Source organism: Hyphomicrobium sp., from assembly GCF_036833075.1.
GTDB lineage: Bacteria > Pseudomonadota > Alphaproteobacteria > Rhizobiales > Hyphomicrobiaceae > Hyphomicrobium_C.
Map to the genome: position 1 here is coordinate 41,477 of NZ_DAITQL010000009.1, position 24,188 is coordinate 65,664.

The 24,188-nt window shown below is 66.2% G+C and carries 24 protein-coding genes; 16 read left to right on the forward strand and 8 right to left on the reverse strand.

From position 1 onward, the window contains the following. The first annotated feature begins 236 nt into the window (after positions 1 to 236). The 3 genes from V7082_RS04590 to V7082_RS04600 all read left to right on the forward strand — a co-directional run bounded on the left by V7082_RS04590 (position 237) and on the right by V7082_RS04600 (position 2,680). Positions 237 to 485, forward strand: coding sequence for a hypothetical protein (locus V7082_RS04590; protein ID WP_334146436.1), 249 nt, complete (start codon positions 237 to 239; stop codon positions 483 to 485). A gap of 48 nt (positions 486 to 533) precedes the next feature. Then, the gene (locus V7082_RS04595; RefSeq protein WP_334146437.1) at positions 534 to 1,622 is read left to right on the forward strand and encodes an ammonium transporter; all 1,089 of its coding nucleotides are present in this window, start codon (positions 534 to 536) and stop codon (positions 1,620 to 1,622) included. A gap of 326 nt (positions 1,623 to 1,948) precedes the next feature. Continuing rightward, a complete protein-coding gene (locus V7082_RS04600; RefSeq protein WP_334146438.1) occupies positions 1,949 to 2,680 on the forward strand; it encodes an META domain-containing protein in 732 nt (243 codons plus the stop codon). 197 nt (positions 2,681 to 2,877) lie between these two features. Here the strand turns inward: V7082_RS04600 and V7082_RS04605 are convergent, their stop codons facing one another. The 3 genes from V7082_RS04605 to V7082_RS04615 all read right to left on the reverse strand — a co-directional run bounded on the left by V7082_RS04605 (position 2,878) and on the right by V7082_RS04615 (position 4,169). Then, positions 2,878 to 3,249, reverse strand: coding sequence for a YmgD family protein (locus V7082_RS04605; protein WP_334146439.1), 372 nt, complete (start codon positions 3,247 to 3,249; stop codon positions 2,878 to 2,880). An 82-nt stretch (positions 3,250 to 3,331) separates the two neighbouring features. Then, positions 3,332 to 3,556, reverse strand: coding sequence for a hypothetical protein (locus V7082_RS04610; protein ID WP_334146440.1), 225 nt, complete (start codon positions 3,554 to 3,556; stop codon positions 3,332 to 3,334). An 88-nt stretch (positions 3,557 to 3,644) separates the two neighbouring features. Continuing rightward, positions 3,645 to 4,169, reverse strand: a complete 525-nt coding sequence (locus tag V7082_RS04615) for a DUF992 domain-containing protein (protein ID WP_334146441.1) — start codon at positions 4,167 to 4,169, stop codon at positions 3,645 to 3,647. A gap of 403 nt (positions 4,170 to 4,572) precedes the next feature. Between V7082_RS04615 and V7082_RS04620 the strand changes: the two genes are divergently transcribed. Next, positions 4,573 to 5,733: a patatin-like phospholipase family protein gene (locus tag V7082_RS04620; RefSeq protein ID WP_334146442.1), complete on the forward strand. Its 1,161-nt coding sequence runs from the start codon at positions 4,573 to 4,575 to the stop codon at positions 5,731 to 5,733. Positions 5,734 to 5,751: 18 nt separating this feature from the next. Here V7082_RS04620 and V7082_RS04625 read toward each other — a convergent pair whose 3' ends face one another. Then, on the reverse strand, positions 5,752 to 6,588 hold the full coding sequence (locus V7082_RS04625; RefSeq protein ID WP_334146443.1) for a ferritin-like domain-containing protein: 837 nt from the start codon (positions 6,586 to 6,588) through the stop codon (positions 5,752 to 5,754). A gap of 162 nt (positions 6,589 to 6,750) precedes the next feature. On the opposite strand from V7082_RS04625, the gene V7082_RS04630 reads away from it, so the two are divergent. From V7082_RS04630 to V7082_RS04660, 7 genes are all read left to right on the forward strand, one after another. Continuing rightward, on the forward strand, positions 6,751 to 9,039 hold the full coding sequence (locus tag V7082_RS04630) for a 4Fe-4S binding protein (RefSeq protein WP_334146444.1): 2,289 nt from the start codon (positions 6,751 to 6,753) through the stop codon (positions 9,037 to 9,039). Continuing rightward, complete coding sequence (gene nosZ / locus V7082_RS04635; protein ID WP_334146445.1) at positions 9,029 to 10,963, forward strand: TAT-dependent nitrous-oxide reductase; 1,935 nt, start codon at positions 9,029 to 9,031, stop codon at positions 10,961 to 10,963. Before V7082_RS04630 ends, nosZ begins: the two co-directional genes overlap by 11 nt. A 48-nt stretch (positions 10,964 to 11,011) precedes the next feature. Further along, complete coding sequence (locus tag V7082_RS04640) at positions 11,012 to 12,358, forward strand: nitrous oxide reductase family maturation protein NosD (protein WP_334146446.1); 1,347 nt, start codon at positions 11,012 to 11,014, stop codon at positions 12,356 to 12,358. Beyond that, complete coding sequence (locus V7082_RS04645) at positions 12,355 to 13,269, forward strand: ABC transporter ATP-binding protein (RefSeq protein ID WP_334146447.1); 915 nt, start codon at positions 12,355 to 12,357, stop codon at positions 13,267 to 13,269. Before V7082_RS04640 ends, V7082_RS04645 begins: the two co-directional genes overlap by 4 nt. After that, a complete protein-coding gene (locus V7082_RS04650; protein ID WP_334146448.1) occupies positions 13,266 to 14,096 on the forward strand; it encodes an ABC transporter permease subunit in 831 nt (276 codons plus the stop codon). The genes V7082_RS04645 and V7082_RS04650 overlap by 4 nt, the downstream gene beginning before the upstream one ends. Next, entirely contained in the window at positions 14,093 to 14,644 is a 552-nt protein-coding gene (locus V7082_RS04655) for a nitrous oxide reductase accessory protein NosL (RefSeq protein ID WP_334146449.1), read from the forward strand. The genes V7082_RS04650 and V7082_RS04655 overlap by 4 nt, the downstream gene beginning before the upstream one ends. A 78-nt stretch (positions 14,645 to 14,722) precedes the next feature. Then, on the forward strand, positions 14,723 to 15,685 hold the full coding sequence (locus tag V7082_RS04660) for an FAD:protein FMN transferase (RefSeq protein ID WP_334146450.1): 963 nt from the start codon (positions 14,723 to 14,725) through the stop codon (positions 15,683 to 15,685). 109 nt (positions 15,686 to 15,794) lie between these two features. Here the strand turns inward: V7082_RS04660 and eutC are convergent, their stop codons facing one another. Genes eutC through eat form a run of 3 tightly spaced genes read right to left on the reverse strand, consistent with a single transcriptional unit; the run spans position 15,795 to position 19,477 of the window. After that, the gene (gene eutC, locus V7082_RS04665) at positions 15,795 to 16,607 is read right to left on the reverse strand and encodes an ethanolamine ammonia-lyase subunit EutC (RefSeq protein WP_334146451.1); all 813 of its coding nucleotides are present in this window, start codon (positions 16,605 to 16,607) and stop codon (positions 15,795 to 15,797) included. 13 nt (positions 16,608 to 16,620) lie between these two features. Then, positions 16,621 to 18,009: an ethanolamine ammonia-lyase subunit EutB gene (locus V7082_RS04670; protein WP_334146452.1), complete on the reverse strand. Its 1,389-nt coding sequence runs from the start codon at positions 18,007 to 18,009 to the stop codon at positions 16,621 to 16,623. A 40-nt stretch (positions 18,010 to 18,049) separates the two neighbouring features. Next, positions 18,050 to 19,477, reverse strand: a complete 1,428-nt coding sequence (gene eat / locus V7082_RS04675; protein WP_334146453.1) for an ethanolamine permease — start codon at positions 19,475 to 19,477, stop codon at positions 18,050 to 18,052. Positions 19,478 to 19,753: 276 nt separating this feature from the next. On the opposite strand from eat, the gene V7082_RS04680 reads away from it, so the two are divergent. After that, the gene (locus V7082_RS04680; RefSeq protein ID WP_334146454.1) at positions 19,754 to 20,818 is read left to right on the forward strand and encodes a helix-turn-helix domain-containing protein; all 1,065 of its coding nucleotides are present in this window, start codon (positions 19,754 to 19,756) and stop codon (positions 20,816 to 20,818) included. Between the two features lie 177 nt (positions 20,819 to 20,995). Next, positions 20,996 to 21,301 carry a plasmid stabilization protein gene (locus V7082_RS04685; RefSeq protein WP_334146455.1) on the forward strand — a complete coding sequence of 102 codons (306 nt, stop codon included), beginning with the start codon at positions 20,996 to 20,998 and terminating at the stop codon, positions 21,299 to 21,301. 55 nt (positions 21,302 to 21,356) lie between these two features. On the opposite strand, the gene V7082_RS04690 is transcribed toward V7082_RS04685, so the two are convergent. Further along, on the reverse strand, positions 21,357 to 21,641 hold the full coding sequence (locus V7082_RS04690) for a PepSY domain-containing protein (protein WP_334146456.1): 285 nt from the start codon (positions 21,639 to 21,641) through the stop codon (positions 21,357 to 21,359). A 169-nt stretch (positions 21,642 to 21,810) separates the two neighbouring features. On the opposite strand from V7082_RS04690, the gene V7082_RS04695 reads away from it, so the two are divergent. The 3 genes from V7082_RS04695 to V7082_RS04705 are packed head-to-tail and all read left to right on the forward strand — an operon-like array spanning position 21,811 to position 24,160. Next, entirely contained in the window at positions 21,811 to 22,140 is a 330-nt protein-coding gene (locus V7082_RS04695; protein WP_334146457.1) for a PepSY domain-containing protein, read from the forward strand. Further along, positions 22,140 to 22,805: a response regulator transcription factor gene (locus tag V7082_RS04700; protein WP_334146458.1), complete on the forward strand. Its 666-nt coding sequence runs from the start codon at positions 22,140 to 22,142 to the stop codon at positions 22,803 to 22,805. The genes V7082_RS04695 and V7082_RS04700 overlap by 1 nt, the downstream gene beginning before the upstream one ends. Then, positions 22,802 to 24,160, forward strand: coding sequence for a sensor histidine kinase (locus V7082_RS04705; RefSeq protein ID WP_334146459.1), 1,359 nt, complete (start codon positions 22,802 to 22,804; stop codon positions 24,158 to 24,160). The genes V7082_RS04700 and V7082_RS04705 overlap by 4 nt, the downstream gene beginning before the upstream one ends. The last annotated feature ends 28 nt before the right edge of the window (positions 24,161 to 24,188 follow it).

The following is a 24,188-nucleotide window of genomic DNA, read 5'->3' on the forward strand; positions in this document are numbered from 1 at the left end:
GCGGGCCTGGTCGGGGGCAGCGCTTGCCCCCGACCAGAACGCATTTCTGGCAGGACTGCCGCAATAGCTATTTTTGGAAACCGTTTCTCAGGAGAGAGGCTCTCTCTCCTGACGCGGCGGATTGCAATCCGATTGCCGCAGGCGGGCGAGAGTCTCGCATGCGGATGCAAGGACGCCGGGGGTGAAAACCGGATCCGCTCAACATACTAGGGACGACGCCAGCAAGGAGAGAGGCGATGGAAGCAGAATCCATATTTGCAGCACAAGTCACACTGAATTCTCTGGTTCAAAATCTCATTTATGCATCCGGAACGGTTGGTGCAATTCTGGTCGTGGTCGGCCTGTTGATGATCGATGCGGGAACCACGCGCAGCGTCAGCGTATTTAATTCGACAATCGAGAAGGTTGTCGGATTTTTTATCGGGTTCACCGTCTATTTCTTCATCGGCTTCGGCTTCTGGGCGGCGCAGTACTACTTTGTATAGAACGCGACGCTGGCCGATTCATTGCGGGATTGGTGGCTGGGCGGTCCCTTGGCCAACGGCGTGGCGCAATATGTCGACCCGGCGGTCTTTCCGGGCCTGAACACGTTCCAGATTTTCATCTTCTTCCTGGCCTGCTTCGCCGGCATCGTGAACGTGCTTCTGCACTTCGCGGTCTCGGAACGGATGAAGCCGCTGGCCTATTACGTCATGTGCATCGTTGCGACGCTGGTTTCCTCCGCACTCAGTCTTTTCGTTTGGGGCTCGGTGGGCCCGCTGACCAATTTGGGCTTCCACGACTTCTTCGGCGTGAGCTTCGTCTATATGTTCCCGGCAGGCATGGCTCTCGTGCTGGTGCCCAAGCTCGGGCAGCGTCCGGGCATGTTCAAGCCGCATCCGAAAGTCCCGTCTTACGATGCGCCCAGCATTGGTTTGGCGGCGACCGGGCTCATCACCATCTTCTCCGGACTGCCGATGGTGATCCTGTCCTGCCTGTTCTTCTTCGATCCTGAAGCCCTGGCCGTCAGCGTGACCATGGCCAATACCAGCGTCGGGATCGCCTTCAACAACTATGGGCTGGCATGGGCAGGTGGCGCGATCACGGGCGCGATCATTGCCTATTGGAAGCGCTCTTACGCCTATCTGCTGCTCGGACCTCTGGCCGGGTATGTTGCCGGCGCTCCCGGTTTCGACGTTTACGCACCGTGGCAGACGTTCCTCGTTGCGCTCGCCGCTCCGTTCGCCGCATGGGCGATCTATGAGTTCACGCTCCGGCGCGAAATCGACGAGCACAAGCTGTTCCCGCTGTTCCTGGGCGCTGGAACGTTCGGCCTCCTCGCCGTGGGGCTGATCAAGGCCGGCACGCCGCGCGGTGGCTACTTCGGCATCCAGGAAGGCCCCTATGCCTTCCAGCACGGCGAGATCGGCATCATGATGCAGGTCGTCGGCATCGTCGTCTGCCTGCTGGCAGGCATCGTGACCGCGGCGGTGATGGCCTTTATCCTCGAGCGAACCGTTGGTCTCAAGGTCTCGGAAGACGATCAGGCGACGGGCCTCGATCAGGTCTATTGGGGCCTCAAAGGCGCGAACGGCAGCGAACAGCATCCCGCGCCATTGGAGCCGAAGGCCGCTGCGCTGTAAGCGAGATGCGGGCAGGCGGAGACATCCCCTGCCCGCAACACCGTGAGGTTGCCCCCGTATGCGACAGGTGGCGGCGGGATTCCGATCCGGAGCGTCGGGTCAAGACCAACGAGGCCCTGCATCATGACGGTGCCAACGCGCGATCATCCGATCGTCGCGCGAGACTGCGCGCCGCGAGATGACGAGACCCGACACGAGCATAAGACGGCCGCAGTTCTGGCGGACCATCTCGACCGTGGACTGCGCCGGGCCTGGACCGGCGCTTTTGCATGAAAAGCGCCCGGCCACGCTCGCCGGCACCCGATCACCCGGAGACCAAAGACCCCATGATCACGAAAACTGAAATCCGATCCTTCCGTCGCGTAAGCCTCGGGTCCGCCCTTCGGATCGCGGCGCCCTGTCTCGCGCTGTCCCTCGCCGCGATCGACAGCGGAGAAGCGGCCAGCCTCACGGCGCGCGGAAACGAGCCCGGTTGGCATATCGAGGTTTCGGAGAGCGCGATCACCTTCCGCGCCATGGACGGCGAAAATTTCACCATCGAGCCCGTGCCCCAGCCGACGACGGCGAACGCCGTCGCCATCTACGCGGCAACAGTTGGCGGCCGGCCATTCACGCTCTCGCTTGCGGACGAGGTGTGCGCGGATACGATGACGGGAATGCAGCACCCGAAAACCGCAACCGTGGTCATCGGCGACCGCAGGCTCACGGGATGCGGCGGAGAGCCGGCAGCGCTCCTTCGCGGCGATTGGCGCATCGAGGAGATCGGCGGAACGGCCATCGTTGCGGGATCGGAGCCCACACTCACCTTCGAGCCCGACGGACGCATCCATGGCAACGGATCCTGCAACAGGTTTATCGGCAGCTTCAGCCTGAGCGGGGAAGGATTGAAGTTCTCGCCGGCCGGGGCATCGATGATGGCCTGCGATCAACCGCTCATGGACCAGGAGCACACGCTCCTGAAGGCTTTCGAAGCCATTCATCGTTTCGAGGTGGGGCCGGAAGGGCGGTTGCGCCTTATCGGCGACAAGGGCGGAACGCTCGTGAGCCTGCGCAAGTAGGCGTCTCTCCTCCGGGCCGGACTTTGGGGACGCCGGCGCAAGCGGCCGTGTGGCGGCGCGCATGGATCGAAGCATAGCGACGGCAGGACGAAGAAAAAGCCGGAAGCGATCTCAGACCGCTTCCGGCTAAAAAAATGCGTCAAACGAAAGCCGGATCGGCAAGGAGGGCAGCGCGCCCACCCCGCCTCCGGATGGCCTCACTTGGAGGCGAGCGCCTCCGCCACGGCGTCGTCGATCACACCGGCCAGAAGGGCATTCGGGTCTTCCTTGCAGCCCTCCGCCATCTTCGCGATGAACTTGTCGCTCAGGCCCTTTTTGTCATCGTCCGACTTCGCCAATTGCTCGATGTCGACTTCGCGATTGTAGAGGGATAGGGCAACCAGGGCCCGCACGACAGTGTCGACGTAGGCGCTGTCGCCATTGCTCTCGTCGACCACGCTCTGGCAGGTGTGGTACGTCAACGGCAACGCGTCATCGACATACTTCTCAGCCTCCGCATCGGCGAGGACCGAGGTCGAAAAAAGCGGAACGAGCGGCACGGCAAACAACGACAACCAGTAGTTTTTCATGGTGTACGCCTCGGATGTTTTCCCGCTCTGATCGATCGCGAGATCAGAAAATCATGTCCCGTCGTGCTTAGCGCCGAAGTGCTTAGCGCCGGACGGCGCCGATGAGAGCACCGGCCGCGAGTCCGGTTCTGGCACCGCTGCTGCCGTCGACGAGCGCGCCGACGCCGGCGCCGATCGCGCCTCCTTTGACCGCATTACGCGCGCGGCGGGCCTCGGCGGCCGAAGCAAGGAGCGTAATCGTGAGCGTCGCAACAAGCGTAGCGCTCACGACCGAGCGAACACGATGAAGCTTTGCTGTGTGCTGCATGTCTGCCTTCCGTTTCTGCTGAATGGAGAACCGCAGGCACACGCCCGCGTCTGTCTCGGGTCGACGTATCGGATAACAATATGTCGACTCAACGGCTGAGCGTCAGCCCCTTGACGCCGGCGGCCACGTTGACGCCCGTCTGGACCTGGACGCTCAGCGGCTGCAGCACGATGGACTCGCTCGAGCCGCCGATGAGCGCATTCGCCCCCACTCCGACGCCAAGGGAGGCGTTGGCGGCGACGCCACCGTAGCGGCCGACGAGCGCGCGGGCCTCCGGATCAGTCGTCGACGAGAGCACCGTCCAGACCATCGTATTGCGCCCGGTGACACCCAGGTCGAGGCCGATGCGCGTGATCCTCGCCGTGTAATTGACCTTCGCCCCGCCCTTGGAGCGCTGGAAAACGCAATCCATGCGCTGGCTGGAGCCCAGAATGAGACCGATGGTGCCGTTACCGCGGCAGGTGAGGGTTCCCGCCACCATGCGAGCGTTTTGCGCCGACGCTGTCGCCCCGCACATAACGATCGCACTCAAGGCGAGGGCGCTCAAACCAAGTCGGCTACGCATCGGTGACATCTTGAAAATGGCCTGCTGATCGATCATTGGTTGCATCATCTCCTATTCGAAGATCGATTATCTCGCAACCCCTTAGCCCCGTGAACATTGGCAACACCGAATATCGGCATAGGGATTGGTGTTGCATACAGCGCACGATGACGGCGGAAAATGGGCTGCGGCTCATCGAGCCTCTCTACGCATGCGCGGTTTGGCGCGCAAGGGCCACGGCCTCATTGAGACGGATCAAACGGCCCCGCACGGGCGAGTAGGCCCATATTCCGGGCGGCACACTGAAAAAAGAACTGGTGACAACTGGGGCTGTGCGCCGGCATTTGTTTCCGTTGAACCGGCCGGATGTTTCTGCTTAGGGTCTCAACCGAAAGATCGCAGGGAGTCCGTAGGGGAACTCTATGCCGACGCATAGGGACGGGGGCGAAGCTTGGTAGGAGTTCGGATTTTATTGGCCCTTGCGCTCGTGGCCCTGTCGGGGTGCGCCACCATGGGGCGCCTGCCGCCCGTTCCCCTGTCGCTTGCCAGCGAGGCCACCCCTTTCGATCTTCCGAGCGCCCGCTACTATCCTGATACGGACGGCAAGCGTCTCGAAGCTCTCGGCCGGCAAGCCCTTGAAAAAGAACGTCGCTCGCTCGGCACCAAGGCAACGACGTCTCCGCTCCCTCCAGTCACCTTCCTGGCGATTTCCGGCGGCGGAGACTTCGGCGCATTTGGTGCCGGATTGCTGTGCGGCTGGACCGCGCGGGGCAACAGACCCCAGTTCAGGCTCGTCACCGGCGTGAGCACCGGAGCGTTGTCGGCGCCGTTCGTGTTCCTCGGGCCCGACTACGATTATGCCCTCGAGCAGGTGTACACGACGACGAGCGCCTATAATATTTTTGAGCCGCGCAACCCGCTGATCGCCGCCATCAGCGCCGACGCCTTGACCGACAGCACACCCCTGCGGGGCATGATCACGGGCTTCGTGGACCGGAAGATGGTCCGGCGCATTGCCGAGGAGTACGCCAAGGGCCGGCTGCTTCTGGTGATGACGACCAACCTCGATCAGGGCCGCCCGGTGATCTGGGACATCGGCGCCATCGCGGCAAGCGGCCATCCCAAGACACGCGAGTTCATCGTCGACATCCTGATGGCGTCCGCCGCGATTCCCGGCGTCTTCCCGCCCGTGATGCTGGACGTGAGCCACGGCGGGGTGGATTATCAAGAAATGCACGTCGACGGCGGCGCGATGGCTCAGGCGTTCCTCTACCCGGCGACCTTCAGCTTCGATCGGTCAACGGGCACGGAGCGCGAGCGCGTCGCCTACATCATCCGCAACGGCCGGCTGTTCCGGGAGGAAACCGACGTCCAGCGCCGGACCATATCGGTGGCGACGGAAGCCGCCGCGACCATGATCGCGGCCAACGGTCTCAACGACACCTTCCGCATCTACCTCACGACCCGGCGGGACGGCGTCGGCTACAATCTTGCCTACATCGACGACGATTTCACCGAGCCGTACCGAGGTCCCTTCGATCCCGAATACATGACCAAGCTCTTTCAGCACGGCTTCAACCTCGGGCGCTCGGGCTCGCCATGGCACAAGGCCCCGCCGGGGTTCAGGGAGTGAGCTGTCGCGAGCCCCGTCTCAGGGGCGCGTTTCCGATTTGAGCATACCCAACCGGTAGATCGCCGCCGCCGCAAGCTCCTGGGCCGCGCTGAGCACGGCCCCGTCTTGCGTGCTCTCTGCGAGGCGCAGATAGGCCTCCGCCAGATATTCGGCCAGCGCACCGGCATCGCTCATCCGCTCGGCAGGAACGGCGGACGCCGAGAATTGCACGGGCTTTTCCGCATGCAGAGCCTCGAGCTTCGCGGCCGCCTCCCGTGCCGCGGAGGCATCTCCCCCGCTCTCCATGAGGTCGGCGAGCCGCCGCTCGATCGTTGCCAGCGCCGAGAGCGTGACCGCGCCCTCACCGGCGGGCTGCCCGCCGAGACGGCCGGCATGGAAGGCCTTGCGCCGCTCACGGCGCAGAAGGCTCACGTGCTCGAGCTCCTCGAGGGCCATGCGCTCCGCCGCATCCTTGACCTCACCCGCGTCCGCATGCGCGGCCACATAGGTCCAGAACGCGAACGAGCGCTGCTCGTGGCGCACCGCCGAGGCCAGCGCCTGATAGGGCGTGAGCAACTTCGTACCGGCCATCTCATCCGGCGTCGCATCGAACGTATCCGGAATGGGCCACGGCAGGGCGCTACCCACCCGTGACGCCTCGTGCTCCGCCCATTGACCGATCTCGCGGACGTGTCCGCGCTCCGTCTCCGCGAGCCCCTCGAAGACCTCGGCGAGCGCCGTCTCGCTCTGCGCGCGAAGCTGCCGCGCCGTCTCGACGTATCGGGCCGCGGCGTCCTGCTCCATGGCGTTTGCGAGCGCAAAAAACTCGCCCATCGAGCGGATGCGGCCGACCGGCTCGTCTTTTAACATTGGCATGGCACCTGCGCTTTGAAAATAGTTGAATAGGCTATCAGACACACTGTGGACCCCTTTGACTGAGGTCAATAGAGATAAGAGGCATCGCTGATACCTAATTCCGCAAGTCAACCTACGAGGTGGCCCTTGGCGGCGAAACTGGCGCGTTGGATTTGTGTCGTCGTGAGCGCCGTCATCCTGCTGGGCACGGTCGAGCCTGCGGCAGCGCAATCGCGGCTCTCGGCTTTTCTGGATAAAATTACGGCGCAGGATTTCTTCCCGCAGGCGACCCGGCTCGGAGAACCGCAGGGCGACCCGCCATTGGTGCCGGTTTTCGCAGGCGACGCCCAGGTCGGCTTCGTCTACCTGAACTCCGACGTCACCGGCGCCATCGGCTATTCAGGCAAGCCCATCCACATGCTGGTCGGCATCGACATGCAGGGGACCGTGACCGGTTTCAAGCTCGTCGACCACAAGGAACCCATCGTGCTGGTGGGCGTGCCGGAGCGGCGCGTCGTCGAAGCCCTGAACAAGCTCATCGGCATGAAGATCGGGCCGATCGCGTCGGGAGCCGAGCGCCCTCCGCAGCCCGACATCGTGAGCGGCGCGACGGTGACGGTGCTGGTCATGGCCGACAGCATCGTGCGCTCCGCAGTGCGTCTCGTCCGCACCGGGCGCATTGCAGCCGGGACAGTGGCTGCCTCCGGTCCCGCCGGGGCAGCGCCCGCGGCGATGGTCATCGACATGGCGGCACCCGGAGGACGGGACTGGCAAACCCTGCTCGGAGACGGGTCGATCCGCAGGCTCCGCCTGTCGGTCGGCGACGTCAACGCCGCGTTCGAGCGCTCGGGCAACGCAGAGGCGGCCGCCCATCCGGAGCCGGGCGATCCGGACGAGATCTTCATCGATCTCTATGCCGCGCTCGTGAGTGTGCCGGCCATCGGCAAGAGCCTGCTCGGCGAGGCCGGCTACGAACGGCTCGAGAGCCGCCTCAAGCCCGGACAGCAGGCCATCCTGGTCGCCGGCGAAGGCCGCTATTCCTTCAAGGGATCGGGCTACGTGCGCGGCGGCATCTTCGACCGCATCGAGATCGAGCAGGACGGTTCCGGCACGCGCTTCCGCGACCGCAATCACGAGCGGCTCGGTGCCATCGAGGCGCCGGGCGCGCCGTCGTTCCCGGAGATTGGCCTGTTCACGGTGCCCGACGACTTCGCGCTCGATCCCACGCAGCCGTGGACGCTCGAGCTGCTGGTGCAGCGTCCGGTCGGACCTCGCGACAAAGCCTTTCTCGGTTTCGAGCTGGTCTACAGCCTGCCCCCTCACTTGCTGGTCGCGAAGCCGGAGCCCCCTCAGGCCACCCCACCCGAAAGCGCGCCGCCCGCCGCCGCGTCCAATCAGGCTCTCCCAGCCGAGGCCGCGCCCGATCAGGATTTCTCCACGGAAGAAGATCCTCTGTGGAAGAAGATGTGGCAGCGCGACGCCGTCTCGATCACGATCACAGCGCTCGCCATCGCCGTTCTCACCGCCATCTTCTTCTTCCAGAACGCGCTCGTGCGCCGGCCCGTGGTCTACACCTGGATACGCCGCGCGTTCCTGCTCTTCACGCTCGTCTGGCTCGGCTGGTATGCCAACGCCCAGCTCTCCGTCGTCAACGTCCTGACCTTCACCAATTCGCTGCTGACCGGCTTCAGTTGGGAATACTTCCTGACCGCACCCCTGATCTTCCTTCTCTGGTCGTCGGTCGCGGTATCGCTGCTGTTCTGGGGACGCGGGCCGTTCTGCGGATGGCTGTGTCCCTTCGGCGCCCTGCAGGAGCTGACCAACAACGTCGCCAAGGCGCTCGGCGTGCCGCAGTTCCGCGTGGCCTGGGACCTGCACGAGCGCCTCTGGCCGATCAAGTACGTGATCTTCCTCGGTCTGTTCGGCCTGTCGCTCTACTCGTTCACCATGGCCGAGCATCTGGCCGAGGTCGAGCCGTTCAAGACGGCGATCGTTCTCAAATTCGTGCGCGACTGGCCGTTCGTCGTGTTCGCGCTGGCGCTCCTCACGGCCGGGCTCTTCGTCGAGCGTTTCTTCTGCCGCTACGTGTGTCCGCTCGGCGCCGCCCTCGCCATCCCCGGCCGCCTGCGCATGTTCGAATGGCTCCGGCGCTGGCCCGAATGCGGCTCGCCCTGCCAGCGCTGCGCCAACGAATGCCCGGTGCAATCGATCCACCCCAACGGGCTGATCAACGTCAACGAGTGCATCTACTGCATGCACTGCCAGGAGCTATACTGGGACGATCAGCGGTGCCCGCACATGATCCAGGTGCGCTTGAAGCGCGGAAAGCGCGATGCTCTTCTACCGGCGGCGGAACGCGGCCAGCCCGAACCTGCGCGCCCTCTGATCACCTACATCGGAAAAGTCATCCACCAGCCGGCAAGAGCGCACGGCGCCAAGAAAGGCACGAGAGGAGAAGACCATGCAAGATGACGACCAGAAAAAGTCGAGCCTCACTCGACGTGACATGCTCAATCGGACGACCGTTGCCGCAGCGGCGGCCGGCGTCGTCGGAACCGCGGGCGGCCTGACCCTTGCCGGCCTCGGCGGCGAGGTGGTTCCGCAGGCAGCGGCAGCACCCGCCGATGCGGGCCGCCACACGGTCGCCCCCGGCGAGCTCGACGAATACTACGTCTTCTCCTCGAGCGGCCAGAGCGGCGAGGTGCGCATCATCGGCCTGCCGTCCATGCGCGAGCTGATGCGCGTTCCCGTGTTCAACCGCTGCAGCGCCACCGGCTGGGGCCAGACCAACGAAAGCCTCAAAATTCTGACCGAGGGCCTGACGGAGAAGTCGCGCGAGTTCCTGCAGACCCGCGGCGGCACGTTCATGAACGGTGACCTGCACCATCCTCACCCCTCGTTCACCGACGGCACCTACGACGGCCGCTACCTGTACGCCAACGACAAGGCCAACACGCGCGTCTGCCGCATCCGCCTCGACATCATGAAGTGCGACAAGATCATCCAGTTGCCGAACCAGTCGACGGTGCACGGCCTGCGCGTCCAGAAATACCCGAAGACCGGCTACGTTTTCTGCAACGGCGAGGACCGCGTGCCGGTGCCCAACGACGGCAAGATTCTCGACGATCCCAAGCAGTACATGGCGATCTTCAGCGCCGTCGACGGCGAGACCATGGAGGTCGCCTGGCAGATCCGCGTCGACGGCAACCTCGACAACGTCGACGCCGACTACCAGGGCAAGTATGCGTGGTCCACCTGCTACAATTCGGAGGAAGGCGTCACCTTGGCCGAGATGATGGCCAAGGAGCAGGACTGGGTCGTCATCTTCGACATCAAGCGCATCGAGGAAGCAGTCAAGAAGGGCGACTACCAGACCGTCGGCGGCGTACCACTTCTCGACGGCCGCCACGGCTCGCCCTATACGCGCTACGTGCCGGTGGCCAACAGCCCGCACGGCATCAACACGGCACCCGACGGCATCCATTTCGTCGCCAACGGCAAGCTGTCGCCGACCTGCACCGTGTTCGACGCGCGCAAGCTGCCGGACCTGTTCGACGACAAGATCAAGCCGCGCGATGTCGTGGTGGCCGAGCCTGAGCTGGGCCTCGGACCGCTCCACACCGCCTTCGACGGCGAGGGCAACTGCTTCACGACGCTGTTCCTCGACAGCCAGGTCGTGAAGTGGAACATCGACCTCGCCATTCGCGCCTACAAGGGCGAGAAGGTGAACCCTATCCTCGACAAGATCGACGTCCACTATCAGCCGGGCCACAACCACACCTCCATGGGCCAGACCAAGGATGCGGACGGGAAATGGCTGATCTCGCTCAACAAGTTCTCGAAGGACCGCTTCCTCAACGTCGGCCCCTTGAAGCCCGAGAACGATCAGTTGATCGACATCTCCGGCGACAAGATGGTGATCGTCCACGACGGCCCAACCTTCGCCGAGCCGCATGACGCCACCATCGTGCACCGCTCGAAGATCAACCCGCTGCACATCTGGAAGCGGGACGATCCGTTCTTCGCCGACGCCGTGAAGCAGGCCGCAGCCGACGGCGTGAAGCTCGAGACGGACGACAAGGTCATAAGAGACGGCAACAAGGTGCGCGTCTACATGACCTCGGCGGCGCCCGCGTTCGGTCTCTCGAGCTTCACCGTCAAGCAGGACGACGAGGTGACCGTCTTCGTCACCAACGTCGACGACGTGGAGGACCTGACGCACGGCTTCTGCATCGTGAACTACGGCATCAACATGGAGATCGGCCCGCAGCAGACCTCGTCGGTGACCTTCACCGCCACCAAGGCCGGTGTCTACTGGTACTACTGCAGCTGGTTCTGCCACGCCATGCACATGGAGATGCAGGGGCGCATGATGGTCGAACCGCGTAGCGCGTGAGGACACTGAGTGGCACGTGTGCGCACTAGAATAGCGTGGGGGGCGGCCATGGCCGCCCTCCTTTCCAGTTCAGCCTTCGCGGAGCGTCTGACGGTCGAGCCCGGAGGAGACGTGCAAGCCGCACTCAACCGTGCGGCGTCAGGCGACGTGGTGGTCCTGGCTGAGGGCACGCACCACGGTCCGGTCGAGATCGATAAAGAGGTGACGCTCGAGGGCGTGCCGGGTGCCGTGCTCGAAGGCACCGGCCGCGGCAGCGTGGTGTCCGTTTCGGCCCCGCGTGCCGTGGTGCGCGGCGTGACGGTACGCGGATCCGGCCGCGATCTCGAAGCGATGGACGCGGGCATCTTCGTCAGGCAAAGCGCGACCGAAGCCGTCGTCGAGGCCAACCGCCTGGAGGGGAACCTCTACGGGATTTATCTGCATGGCGCCGAGCGCTCGCTCGCGCGCGGCAACGTCATCGTCGGCATCGAGGAAGGGCGCGTCAACGAAGCGGGCAACGGCGTATCGGTATGGAACGCCCCTGGCGCGCGCGTCGAGGACAACGACATCCGCTTCGGCCGCGACGGCATCTTTACGGCCGCGAGCACGCACAACGTCTTCCGCGGCAACCGTTTCCGCGACCTGCGCTTCGCCATCCACTATATGTACACCAACGACGGCGAGGTCTCGGACAACGTCTCGATCGGCAACACCGTCGGATTTGCCATCATGTACTCGAACCGCCTGAACGTGCGCGGCAACGTCTCGGACGGCGACCTCAAACACGGCTTCCTGTTCAACTTCGCCAACTATTCCGAGATCGTCGGCAACACGGTCCGCGGCCGCCCGTTGCCCGCCTCCCGTTGGATGAATTCGGGCACGCGCGGAAAGGAGGAGCATGGTCTCCCCGCCACGGAAGATACCGCCGCCGTGCAATCGGGCGGCGTCCGCAACGGGCCCGAGAAATGCGTCTTCATCTACAATGCCAACAAGAACAGGTTCCACGGCAACTGGTTCGAGGGCTGCGAGATCGGCGTGCACTTCACCGCCGGCTCCGAAGGCAACGACATTTCCGGCAACGCCTTCGTCCGCAACCGCAACCAGGTGAAGTACGTCGGCACGCGCTATCTCGACTGGTCGAAGGACGGCCGCGGCAACTTCTGGAGCGACAACCCGGCTTTCGACCTCGACGGAGACGGCATCGGCGATACCGCCTACCGGCCCAACGACATCATCGATAAGGTGCTCTGGACCGCCCCGCAGGCGAAGGTCCTGGTCAACAGCCCGGCCGTGCAGATCATCCGCTGGGCGCAGGCGCAGTTCCCGGCGCTGCTGCCGGGCGGCGTCATCGACAGCCGCCCGCTGATGGCGCCGGTCGCGCCCCCGCCCGCCGACCGAGAAGGAACCGAACCGTGACGGCCCTGGTCGACATCGCGCACGCGACGAAGCGCTACGGCACGCTCGAAGCCGTGCGCGACATCTCGTTTGCGCTCGAGCCGGGCCAGACGGTCGCGCTGGTGGGCCACAACGGTGCCGGCAAGACGACGCTGATCAAGCTCATGCTCGGCCTCGTGCGGCCGACGGAAGGCTCGGTCCGCGTTCTCGGCGAGGACCCCGCCGGCGGCGGAACGGAAGCCCGCCGGCGGCTCGGCTATCTCCCCGAGAGCGTCTCCTTCAACACCGCATTGACGGGGCGCGAGGTGCTGGCCTTTTACGCGCGTCTCAAGTCCGAGCCGGTCGCCGGCATCCAGGCGCTGCTCGACCGCGTCGGTCTCGCCAAGGCCGCGGACCGGCGCATCGGCACCTACTCGAAGGGCATGCGCCAGCGGCTGGGCCTTGCGCAGGCCCTGATCGGCACGCCCCAGCTGCTGCTCCTCGACGAGCCGACCACCGGCCTCGACCCCGGCCTGCGCATGGAATTCTACGAGATCGTTGGCGAGCTGAGCGACCGCGGCGCCACCGTCGTGCTCTCCTCGCACGTGCTGACGGAGCTCGAGGAGCGCACCGAGCGCGTCCTCATCGTCAGCCGCGGCCACCTCGTCGCCGACGGCACCATCGACGAGCTGCGGCGCATTGCCGAGCTGCCGGCGAAGGTGCGCGTCTCCGTCGCCCCCGGCGAGGCCGAGCGGCTGCGCGGCCTGATGGGCGACCCGGCCTCAGGCCGCACCTTCAACGGCCACCGGGTCGAGTTCGACGTCACGCCATCCGAGAAGATCGAGCTTCTGCGCCGCGCCGCGGGCGCTGGCGATCTCATCCGGGATATCGACGTCGTTCCCCCGTCACTCGACGAGCTTTACGCTCACTTCCTGCGCAAGGAGACGCCATGAGGAACGTCCTCTTGATCGCAGCCAAGGAGATCCAGGAGAGCCTGCGCAACCGCTGGGTCCTGGCGATGACGGCACTCCTCGCAGCCCTCGCCCTGTCGCTGACGTTCCTCGGCAGCGCGCCGACCGGAAACGTGGGCGCCCGCGCCCTCGACGTGGTGATCGTCAGCCTGTCGAGCCTCACCATCTTCCTCGTGCCGCTGGTCGCGCTTCTGATCTCGCACGACGCCGTTGTCGGCGAGACCGAGCGCGGCACCATGCTGTTGCTGCTGAGCTACCCCGTGAGCCGCGGGCAGGTGCTGTTCGGGAAATTCACCGGCCACCTGGCCATCCTCGCCTTCGCGACCGTGCTCGGCTACGGCACGGCGGCCGTGACGCTCGCCGCGACCGGCGCCGCCATCGACGCGCGGAGCTGGATGGCGTTCGCCACCATGATCGGCACCTCGATCCTGCTCGGCGCCGTCTTCATCGCCATCGGCTATCTGGTGAGCGTGCTCGTGCGCGAGCGGGCGACCGCGGCCGGCATCGCCATTGGAGTCTGGCTCCTGCTCGTCGTCGTGTTCGACATGGCTCTGCTCGGCGTGCTGGTGATCGACCAGGGCCGGCTGATCTCGCCGACCGCCCTGAGCGGCCTCCTGCTTCTCAATCCGGCCGACGTCTATCGCCTGCTGAACCTCGCCGGCGCCACGAGCGCCAGCGCCTTCTCGGGAATGTCGGGCCTGGCCGGCACGGTTTCGCTCGCCCCTGCCCTCCTGCTCTCCGCGCTCGCCGCCTGGACGCTGGTCCCGCTGGCTCTGGCCGCCATGATCTTCTCGAGGAGGGAGCTGTGAACGTCCGGTCGTCCGTTGCCGCCGCCCTGTGTCTCGTCGCCCTCTCCCTTTCTGGTTGCGGCGAGAAAGAGAACGTAGCATTGCCTCCGCCCCATACGCTCACGGCCGATGCCGTCGGCCACTATTGCAGCATGGATCTCATGGAGCACAGCGGACCCAAGGGACAGATCATCCTCGCCAGCCAGAAAGCTCCCGTCTGGTTCTCCTCCGCGCGCGACGCCTTCTCCTACACCATGCTCGACGAGGAGGCGAAGGACGTACGCGCCGTCTACGTGTCCGACATGGGCAAGGCGCCGAGCTGGGAGAAGCCGGGCGTCGATAACTGGATCGAGGCGCGCGGAGCGCTGTTCGTCATCGAGAGCCGCAAGCAGGGCGGCATGGGCGCGCCAGAGACGATCCCGTTCTCGGATCGCGCCGCCGCCGAGAGGTTCGTTGCCGAGAACGGCGGGCGCATCGTCGCCTTCGCCAACGTTCCGCAAGACTACGTATTGAGCTCCGAGCCCGCCGCCGAGCCCCCGCATGACCCCGGCGCGGACGGAGCGCACTAGGTTTTTGGTTCGACGCGTTTTCTTAATGCGAAGTGGTGTCCACTTCGCTTGAAAACGCTCTAGCTTTTGGGAGACGCTATGCAGACCCCCCTGAGCAGACGAAAGGTGATCGCCCTCTGCGCCGCCGCGGGCGGTGCGGCGCTGGTGCCCTTCGGCGCATCGCGGCGTGCCGAGGCGGCCCCGCTCCTCGAATGGACCGGCGTCTCGCTCGGGGCCGTCGCGACCCTCCGCCTCGCCCATCCCGACCGCAGCGCCGGCGAGGCCATTCTGCGCCGCGCCGTGGCGGAGGCCCGCCGGCTCGAAGCCATCTTCAGCCTCTACCGCGACGACACGGCGCTCGCCGAGCTGAACCGCAGCGGCGTGCTCGCGGCCCCTCCGGCCGAGCTCGTGCATCTCCTCCGCCTCTGTGACGACATGTGGCGCCTGACCGGCGGCGCGTTCGATCCGACCGTCCAGCCCCTGTGGCGCTGTTATGCGGATCACTTCGCCGGCCCCGATGCGGACCCGGCCGGGCCGCCGCCGCAGAAGCTCGCCGAGGCGGTCGGATTGGTCGGCTGGACCAAGGTCGGCGTCAGCCGCGACCGCATCGTGCTCGGAGAGCGCGGCATGGGGCTGACGCTCAACGGCATCGCCCAGGGCTACATCACCGACCGCGTGGTCGATCTCCTGCGCCAGGAGGGCGTCCACAGCTCGCTCGTGGACATGGGCGAGATCCGCACCCTCGGCCACCGACCGGACGGCCGGGCGTGGCGGGCGGAGATCGCAACGAAAGCGCCCCCGCGCCGCGCGCTCGACCTTATCGACAAGGCGGTCGCCACCACGAGCGCCGACGGATTCCAATTCGATGCCGGCGGACGCTGCAATCATCTCTTCGACCCCGCCACCGGCCACTGTGCGGGCCCTGCGGTAAGCCGCACCGTCATCGCGCCGACGGCCGCCATCGCCGATGCGCTGGCGACTGCTTTTGCGCTGATGGACGGCGAGAGAGCCCGACGCGTCCTGGCAGAGGTGCCCGACACCCGGCTCTACGTCGATGCGTAGCCGGATCGCCCGGGCAAAGCGCAACCTGCTCAGGCCCTGATTGCTTCAGGGCCCATCCGCCGAAGCATCGAGCGTCGGTCTCCACGCGCTCGGACCGGGGGGATCGCGCTCACTGCTGCTCGATCAGAAAGCTCCGGCTCGAGGTCGCGAGCGCGCCCGCGGGCGTCTCCGCCTCGTCCTTGAGCTGCACGCCGGAGAGTCCCCGCTTGCGCGCTTCCGTCATGAGGAAGACGAGCTTGTGGACCGCCATATCGTAGCTCAGCCCCTCGCGCCGCACGTTCGAGATGCAGTTGCGAGCTTCGTCCGTCAGCCCCACGCGCGGCTTCAGCGTCATGTAGATGCCCATGCTGTCGGGCGAGCTGAGGCCGGGGCGCTCGCCGATCAGCACCACGACCATGCCGGCGCCGAGAAGCTCGCCCACCTCGTCGCCGACAGCCACGCGCGCCTCGCGCACGATCATGAGAGGCGCGACGCGCCAACCCTCGGCGGCGAGCGGCGGCAGCATCACATCGAGGAACGGCGCGGCGTTCTCCTCGATAGCGAACGACGACAGCCCGTCCCCGATCACGAACACGACGTCGTATCCCTCGTCCGGGCGCGCCATCTCCTCGAGCAGACGCCGCGACGCCGCGTCGAGACGGCGACCTTTGTCCGGCCTTTGCAGATACATGGGGCGGTTTCCGGCGGCACTGTGCAGCACCTGAACCGCATGCCCCCGCGCCGCGAGCGTCGCCTCGAGCCGCGCCACGTCGAGCTCGTGATGCACGGCATCGCGCGCCCGCGCGTGGGCGAGCTGGAACTCGAGGTGAGGTTTGGTCGGCAGACTGGTGCCGGCCCGGCCAAGGGCGATGCGCGCCGGCGTGTACTGGCGCAGCTTGCTCCAGGGATTGTCGACGACGACGGGCTTCTTGTCCTCCGGCATGGGGGCGTGCCTTTCAGTGGAGATGCGAGAGCGCATGCTGGAACGGCTTCGGCAGCGCATCGGAGAGCTTCAGACCCTCGCCCTTTTCGAAAATGCCGACATTGAGCAGCCAGTCCTCGAACTCGGGCGCCGGCTTCAGCCCCAAGACCTTGCGTGCATAGAGCGCGTCATGGAACGACGTCGTCTGGTAGTTCAGCATGATGTCGTCGGAGCCCGGGATGCCCATGATGAAGGTGATCCCCGCCACGCCGAGCAGCGTCAGCAGGGTGTCCATGTCGTTCTGGTCGGCCTCCGCATGGTTCGTGTAGCAGATGTCGCAACCCATCGGCACGCCGAGCAGCTTGCCGCAGAAATGGTCCTCGAGCCCGGCGCGGATGATCTGCCGTCCGTCGTAGAGGTATTCGGGGCCGATGAATCCGACCACCGTGTTGACCAGAAGCGGCCGGTATTTCCGCGCCACCGCGTAGGCCCGCGCTTCGAGCGTCTGCTGATCGACGCCGTGGTGCGCGTTCGCCGACAGCGCGCTGCCCTGGCCGGTCTCGAAGTACATGGCGTTGTCGCCGATCGTTCCGCGCCCGAGGCTTTGCGCCGCCTCGTAGCCTTCCTTGAGCAGCGCCAGATTGATGCCGAAGCTGCTGTTGGCCGCTTCGGTGCCGGCGATGGACTGGAAGACGAGATCGACCGGCGCACGGCGATTGATGGCCTCGATGCTGGTCGTCACGTGCGTCAGCACGCACGACTGCGTCGGAATATCGTATCGCTGGATGATCTCGTGCAGCATCTCGATAAGCGTCGTCACCGCGGCGATGCTGTCCGTCGCCGGATTGATACCGATCACCGCGTCGCCGTTGCCGTACATGAGCCCGTCGACGATGCTGGCCGCGATGCCCGTCGGATCGTCGGTCGGATGGTTGGGCTGGAGGCGCGTCGAGAGACGCCCCTTGAGCCCGATGGTGTTGCGGAACCGGGTGACGACGCGACACTTCTGCGCGATCAGCACCAGGTCCTGCACGCGGCTGATCTTCGACACGGCCGCAACCATCTCCGGCGTGAGGCCCGCCGCCAGCGCCGAAAGCGACCGCTCGGTGGCCTCATCCGACAACAGCCAGTCGCGAAAGGCGCCGACCGTCAGATGAGAAACCGGCGCGAACGCCTTCGCGTCGTGGTCGTCGATAATGAGCCGCGTCACCTCGTCGGTCTCATAGGACACCACGTGCTCGGTGAGGAACACCTTGAGCGGCACGTCGGCGAGCGCCATCTGAGCGGCAACCCGCTCCTCGTCGTCGCCCGCCGCCACGCCCGCGAGATAGTCGCCCGATCGCGCCGGCGTCGCCTTCGCCATCAGCTCCTTAAGGCTCTCGAAGCTGAACCGATGGCCTCCGACAGTCTGCGAATAGCTCATGATGCTCGCTCACCGATTGGACTGTTGCACCGTGCCGTCGTCAGTATACCTCCTCTTCGCCCGGCGCCGCCGCGACCAGATGGTGACGGCTGTAGAAGGCGAAGTAGGCGATGAAGATAGCGTAGACGACGGCCGCCCCGATCACCACCCGCGGATCCACGAGGAAGCCCGCGACCACCGCCGCGCAGGCGAGGACGAGCGCGATCCCCGACGTCAGGATGCCGCCCGGTGTCCGGTAGGGACGCTCGAGATGGGGCTCCCTGACGCGCAACGCGATATGCGAGGCCATCATCATCACATACGAGATGGTCGCTCCGAACACCGCGATCAGGATCAGGAGATCACCCTGCCCGCTGAGCGAAAGCAGGAAGCCGATGACACCCGGCACGATGAGCGCGACGTAAGGCGTCTTGCGGGCACCCGTCAGCGACAGGACGCGCGGCAGATAGCCCGCACGCGACATCGCGAACACCAGCCGCGAGTAGCCGTAGATGATGGAGAAGAAGCTCGCGATGAGGCCGGCCAGTCCGACGAAGTTGACGAACCGGCTGATCAACGTCGGCCCGCCGAAGACATGGGCCGACTCGAGGGCTGCGACCAGCGGATTGCCCGAGTCCTTGAGAGCGTTGGCGCCCGCGCCGCCCGGACCGAAGGTGAGGATCAGGGCGCAGAAGGCGAGCAGCACCAGGATGCCGCCGATCAGGCCGCGCGGCAGGTCCCGCTTGGGATCGCTCGTCTCCTCCGCCGCGAGCGGCACGCCCTCCACGGCGAGGAAGAACCAGATGGCATAAGGAATGGCGGCCCAGATCCCGAGATAGCCGAACGGCAGGAATGGGCTCGCACCGGCGGCATCGGTGACGGGAATGTCGAACAGGTTGTTGGTGTCGAAATAGGGAACCATCGCCAAGATGAACACGATCAGCGCCACGACGGCGAGCGCCGTGATCGCGAAAATGAGCCGCAACGCCTCACCGGCTCCGTAAAGGTGGATGCCGAGGAACACCGCATAGAAGCCCAGATAGACGATCCAGCCGTCGATGCCGAAGAGTGAATTGCAGTAGGCGCCGATGAAGACGGCGATCGCGGCCGGCGCGATGGCGTACTCGATGAGAATGGCGATGCCGCAGAGAAATCCGCCCCAGGGTCCGAAGGCCCGCCGCGCGAAGCCGTATCCGCCGCCGGCCGTCGGCGCGATAGTGGCGAGCTCCGCGAGCGCGAAGCACATGCACGTGTACATGGTCGCCATGAGGATCGAGGCGATGAAGAGGCCGCCCCAGCCGCCTTGCGCAAGGCCGAAGTTCCAACCCGCGAAGTCACCCGAGATGACGTAGGCCACGCCCAGGCCGACGAGCAGCAACCACCCTGCCGCGCCGCGCTTGAGCTGCCGCTTCTCGAAATAATCCTTTCCGACCTTATCGTATTCGACGCCGCCGTGGGCCGACGACTCGCCGTGTGCAGGTGACTCCATGAGCGATCCCCTTGAATTGATATTGATTATTGTTTGGGCTTTGCTGCACAGCAGCAAGACTTCGGACCGGCGCCAGCCGATCACGTCACAAGGCATCAAATCTGTGGTTCATAGGTGCACCGGCCTCGCCACAGGACCGGCAACTTCAAGTGTTGCGCACGCTAGTCCTGCGCTATTATGTCGTCTATCCAATTTCGGCAGATGTGCCGTCCGACTTAAGTCGGATCGGACGGCAGGCGCGGAATGTTTCGCTCGAGCGGAGGTGAACGGCGGCGCATGGCGACTGTCTCCGGGAGCCAGATTCAGCCGACGACACCCTTGCCCGACGGCAAGGGCGCCGCCATGCGCGTGGCCGCCACGAGCGACATCGACGAGCAGGCCGCCCTGCTGCGGGGGTGGAACCAGACCTACGACCAGATGTCGGCCGGGTCCTTCAACGGCTCGTTTCTCGAGGTCGAGCTCGACGGCGTGCTCCTCTTCCGGGAGATCACGAGCAACTCCCTTCACCAGACCGGCGCCCTGCCGGCAGGAACCATCGCCGTGGGCGTGCCGATGGCCTTGCGCGGCAAGGCCACGTTCTGCCGCCGCCGATGCGACGGCACGCAGCTCCACGTCTTTTCGGGCGCGGACGCGTTCGAGTTCCTCTCGCCGTGCGGCCTGGACATGGCGGGCTTCGTGCTGACCGAGAGCGACCTCGAGGTCGCGCTGACCAACGACGAGTGGGAAACGCTCCTGCCGTCGCTCTCCGAGCCCCACCTCCGATCGACCGGCCCAGGTGCGGCCGACCTCATGCGCCGCATTTTCGCGGACGCATGCGAGGTCGTGGCCCTATGCCCGGACCTCGCCGACGATCCCAGGCGCCTCGCGTCGATGTCGCGCGACGTGGTCGCAACGCTCGTGACCGCGTTGTCCCGCGCGCCAGGCGACCGGCCCGACATCCCGCCCGGGAAGCACGCACGCATCGTGCGCGATGCCCGCGACCTGGTGAACGCATGGCCCGACGGCGACATGAGCGTTGCGGAGCTGTGCCGGATGCTGGGGGTCAGCCGGCGAGGACTCCAGTACGCCTTCCAGGAGACGCTGGGGGTCAAGCCGTCGACATACCTGCGCGCCGTTCGCTTGAACGGGGCGCGCCGGGCGATCAAGCACACGCACTCCGTCGCCGAGGCGGCAACCCGCTGGGGGTTCTGGCACTTCGGCCGCTTTGCCCACGACTACAAGGCGATGTTCGGAGAGCTGCCGTCGGAGGCATTCCGCCGTTACCACAGCCGCGCGGCTCCGAGGATTCCGGACGACGAGGCCGCGGCCCGCCCAAGCGCGCAGAAAGATCATCGTCGGTAGAGATCGTCTCCGGGAGAGATCGGTGCGCGGGAGGTGCCCGATCCGCATCCTTACATCGCCGCAGGCGTTCGGAACCGAATCTCGGACCCGCTGTTGAATGCGCGTGAGCGCATCGGGACTGCGGACTATTCGCTTCAGACCCGGAATGCGCCGTCGAACCGACCGCAGGAGACCGCCATGCCGCGAGGAGCGAAGAGCAAGTACACGGCCAAGCAGGAACGCAAGGCCGACCACATCGCCGAGGGCTATGAGAAGCGAGGCGTGAACGAGACGGAAGCCGAGCGGCGCGCCTGGGCCACCGTCAACAAGGATGATGGCGGCGGCAAGATGCCGGGCGGCTCGGGCCGCGGCAAGAAGACGGGACGACCGGCCGCGCACAAAGGCGGAGAGCTCGGCGGACGCGCCTCGGCCGCCCGTCCCGCCGCCGCGCGGCGCGCCTCCGCCCGAAAGGCCGCCGCAACCCGCAAGCGCAGCGCATCTTAGCTGCGATCGTGAGCCTCCGGCGGCACGACACCGCCGGAGCTCGCGTCAGGTCCGATCAGTCGTTGTCGGGCCGCGTGTCCAGGATCTCGCCCGTCGCCGGATGCGCATGTCCCTCGACCCGGGCGCCGGACGAATCGATGGCCTCGAACTCGTACATGCCGTCGTCCGCCTCGATCTCGTGGATCTTATAGCCCTTGGCCTCGATCTTCTGGACCACCTCGGACACCGGAAGCCACTGGTCGCGCGGGACGTTGAGCGGTCCGACATAGTCGTCCTCGCCGGCAAGCGCGGGCACTGCGAGGGCGAGCGAAAGGACGGAAACGGCGAAAAGCGTCTTCATGGGTTGGTCTCCACTTCTGTTGCAGGGCGTCTATGATCATGGTGCGTTTATGATCTGGTGTCCGGCGCCCGCCGTGGCCCGGACGCCGCATCATTGCTCCCCGAGGGCTGATCGCTTCCTGACGGGCGGCGTCAGGCATTTGTCAGCCCGGAAAGCGCACTTGATTTCCATGAAGAGACCCTCGCCCGTCCGCCTTGGCCTCCTCGCCGCGGCCGTCCTCGGCTTCGCAGCTCCAACGCCCGTCAGCGGCGGCGACGACGCGCGTGACCAGGAGATCGCGCGCCGCGCGCTCAGGGAAGGACGCATCCGCTCCCTCTCCGAGATCACGGAGAAGGTACGCCCGCATCTGCCGGGCAAGATCCTCGGCGTCAAGCTCGACGTGGAGGACGGCGGGCGCATCGTCTACGAGTTCGACGTCATCGATCCCTCCGGACGCCTCAAGGAGGTCGAGGTCGATGCCGCAAGCGGCGCGATCCTGAGCATCGAGGACGACGACTGATGCGCATCCTCATCGTTGAGGACGAACCGGCGATCGCGGCCAGCATCTCGGCCGCCCTCGGCGCATCGGGCTACCAGACGCGCACCGCCGTGGACGGTGAGGAGGCCTGGTTCCTGGGCGATACGGAGGCTTTCGATCTCGTCGTCCTCGACCTGGGGCTGCCCGGGATGGACGGCCTCGCCGTCCTGAAGCGCTGGCGCAGCGCCGGGCGCGAGATGCCCGTCCTCATCCTGACCGCGCGCGGCACATGGCCGGAGCGTGTCGAAGGCATCGACGCGGGCGCCGACGACTATCTCGCCAAACCCTTCCGGATCGAGGAGCTCCTGGCCCGCGTGCGCGCCCTGATCCGCCGCGCCGCCGGACACGCGTCTCCCGTGCTCGCCGCCGGCCCGGTCTCCGTCGACACCCGCCAGATGCGCGTCATGATCGACGGCGCCAACGTCGCCGTCTCCCCGCTCGAATACCGCCTCATCGCCTATCTGCTGCACCACAAGGGCCGCGTCGTCTCGCCGGGCGAGCTGATCGAGCACCTCTACGGCGACGACGACGCGCGCGACGCGAACGCGCTCGAGGCCGTCATCACGCGACTGCGCAAGAAGCTCGGCGCGGACGTCGTGCAGACGCGGCGCGGGTTCGGCTACGTCATCGGGGCGGAAGCCGAATGACGCTCCGCTCGCTGCGCCTGAGGCTTCTGATTGCGGGCGCGGTCTCGACCGCAATCGCGCTCGGCTTGGCCGGCTATGGGTTGACGGTGGTGTTCGAGCGCCACGTCGAGCGGCGCATCGATGCCGAGCTTGTCGTCCACCTGAACCAGATCACCGCGCGTCTCGAACGCAGCCCCGCGGGCGGGCTCGCGCTCTCCAACGAGCCCGCCGATCCTCGTTTCGACCTGCCCCTCTCCGGTCTCTACTGGCAGATCGTCTACGAGCAGTCGGGAACCGTTCTCCGTTCGCGCTCGCTGTGGGATGCGGAGCTCGACCTGCCCGCCGAGGTCGCGGTCGACGACACCATTCACCATCATCGCATCCCCGGCCCCGGCAAGGCGGAGCTCTATCTCCTGCAGCGGCGCGTCGAGCTGCCGGCGCGCATGGGCGGGGGAACGGCACGCATCGCCGTCGGCTGGGATTCGGCCGAGATCGCCACCGCCGTCCGCGAGTTCGCGCTCGACCTCACGCCCCTGCTCGCGATCCTCGGCGCGTTGCTCCTGGCCGCGAACTGGATGCAGGTCACGATCGGCTTGAGCCCGCTCTCCGCCGTCCGCACCCGTCTCGCCGCGGTCCGCTCGGGCAAGAGCCAGCGCATGGGGTCGGGGTTTCCGGACGAGGTCCGCCCGCTCGCCCAGGAGATCGACGCGCTAATCGACGCGCGTGACGCGGAGCTGGCCCGCGCCAAGACCCGCGCCGGCGATCTCGCCCACGGCCTCCGGACCCCGCTGCAGGTCCTTCAGACGGAGATCGAGCGCCTCGCCAAGGAGGGACAGACCGACGTCGCGCTGAGCCTCTCGACCGTGACCCGCACCATGCAGCAGACCGTCGAGCGCGAGCTCGCCCGCGTGCGCCTCGCCGCCTCGCGCAGGGCGGCCGAAGCGAACGTGGCCGCCGTGATCGATCCCGTGGTGCGCGTCGTCCAGCGCACCCCGGAAGGCCAGGAGCTCGACTGGATCGTCGACGTGCCGCCCGCCATCGTCGCGCCCATCGACCACGACGATCTCTCCGAAGCCGTGGGCAATCTCATCGAGAACGCCGCGCGCCACGCGCGCCACGCAGTCGCGATCACGGCGCACGAGGATGAGCGATCCGTCTCGCTGACGGTCACCGACGACGGATCCGGCATTCCGGAAGGCCGGCTCGAGGAGGCGCTCCGTCGCGGCGGGCGGCTCGACGAACGCGGCTCGGGCGCCGGCCTCGGCCTCGCGATCATGAGCGAGATCGTCGAGTCGTGGGGCGGCACGGTGACGCTCGCCGACGGCAAGCCCGGCCTCTCCGCCACGCTGCGCTTTGCGCGGCCTCCCCGCGCTTGACGCCCGCGCCTTGAAGTCTGACAGTTCG

What these genes read in the sequence shown, in the direction of transcription:
- eutC (WP_334146451.1), bottom strand. Translation starts at nt 16,607, where the DNA reads ATGCCGGAGGACAAGAAGCCCGTCGTCGTCGACAATCCCTGGAGCAAG.
- V7082_RS04600 (WP_334146438.1), top strand. Translation starts at nt 1,949, where the DNA reads ATGATCACGAAAACTGAAATCCGATCCTTCCGTCGCGTAAGCCTCGGG.
- V7082_RS04700 (WP_334146458.1), top strand. Translation starts at nt 22,140, where the DNA reads ATGCGCATCCTCATCGTTGAGGACGAACCGGCGATCGCGGCCAGCATC.
- V7082_RS04640 (WP_334146446.1), top strand. Translation starts at nt 11,012, where the DNA reads ATGGCCGCCCTCCTTTCCAGTTCAGCCTTCGCGGAGCGTCTGACGGTC.
- nosZ (WP_334146445.1), top strand. Translation starts at nt 9,029, where the DNA reads ATGCAAGATGACGACCAGAAAAAGTCGAGCCTCACTCGACGTGACATG.
- V7082_RS04690 (WP_334146456.1), bottom strand. Translation starts at nt 21,641, where the DNA reads ATGAAGACGCTTTTCGCCGTTTCCGTCCTTTCGCTCGCCCTCGCAGTG.
- V7082_RS04705 (WP_334146459.1), top strand. Translation starts at nt 22,802, where the DNA reads ATGACGCTCCGCTCGCTGCGCCTGAGGCTTCTGATTGCGGGCGCGGTC.
- V7082_RS04685 (WP_334146455.1), top strand. Translation starts at nt 20,996, where the DNA reads ATGCCGCGAGGAGCGAAGAGCAAGTACACGGCCAAGCAGGAACGCAAG.
- V7082_RS04615 (WP_334146441.1), bottom strand. Translation starts at nt 4,169, where the DNA reads ATGATGCAACCAATGATCGATCAGCAGGCCATTTTCAAGATGTCACCG.
- V7082_RS04605 (WP_334146439.1), bottom strand. Translation starts at nt 3,249, where the DNA reads ATGAAAAACTACTGGTTGTCGTTGTTTGCCGTGCCGCTCGTTCCGCTT.
- V7082_RS04610 (WP_334146440.1), bottom strand. Translation starts at nt 3,556, where the DNA reads ATGCAGCACACAGCAAAGCTTCATCGTGTTCGCTCGGTCGTGAGCGCT.
- eat (WP_334146453.1), bottom strand. Translation starts at nt 19,477, where the DNA reads ATGGAGTCACCTGCACACGGCGAGTCGTCGGCCCACGGCGGCGTCGAA.
- V7082_RS04650 (WP_334146448.1), top strand. Translation starts at nt 13,266, where the DNA reads ATGAGGAACGTCCTCTTGATCGCAGCCAAGGAGATCCAGGAGAGCCTG.
- V7082_RS04660 (WP_334146450.1), top strand. Translation starts at nt 14,723, where the DNA reads ATGCAGACCCCCCTGAGCAGACGAAAGGTGATCGCCCTCTGCGCCGCC.
- V7082_RS04590 (WP_334146436.1), top strand. Translation starts at nt 237, where the DNA reads ATGGAAGCAGAATCCATATTTGCAGCACAAGTCACACTGAATTCTCTG.
- V7082_RS04695 (WP_334146457.1), top strand. Translation starts at nt 21,811, where the DNA reads ATGAAGAGACCCTCGCCCGTCCGCCTTGGCCTCCTCGCCGCGGCCGTC.
- V7082_RS04670 (WP_334146452.1), bottom strand. Translation starts at nt 18,009, where the DNA reads ATGAGCTATTCGCAGACTGTCGGAGGCCATCGGTTCAGCTTCGAGAGC.
- V7082_RS04680 (WP_334146454.1), top strand. Translation starts at nt 19,754, where the DNA reads ATGGCGACTGTCTCCGGGAGCCAGATTCAGCCGACGACACCCTTGCCC.
- V7082_RS04625 (WP_334146443.1), bottom strand. Translation starts at nt 6,588, where the DNA reads ATGCCAATGTTAAAAGACGAGCCGGTCGGCCGCATCCGCTCGATGGGC.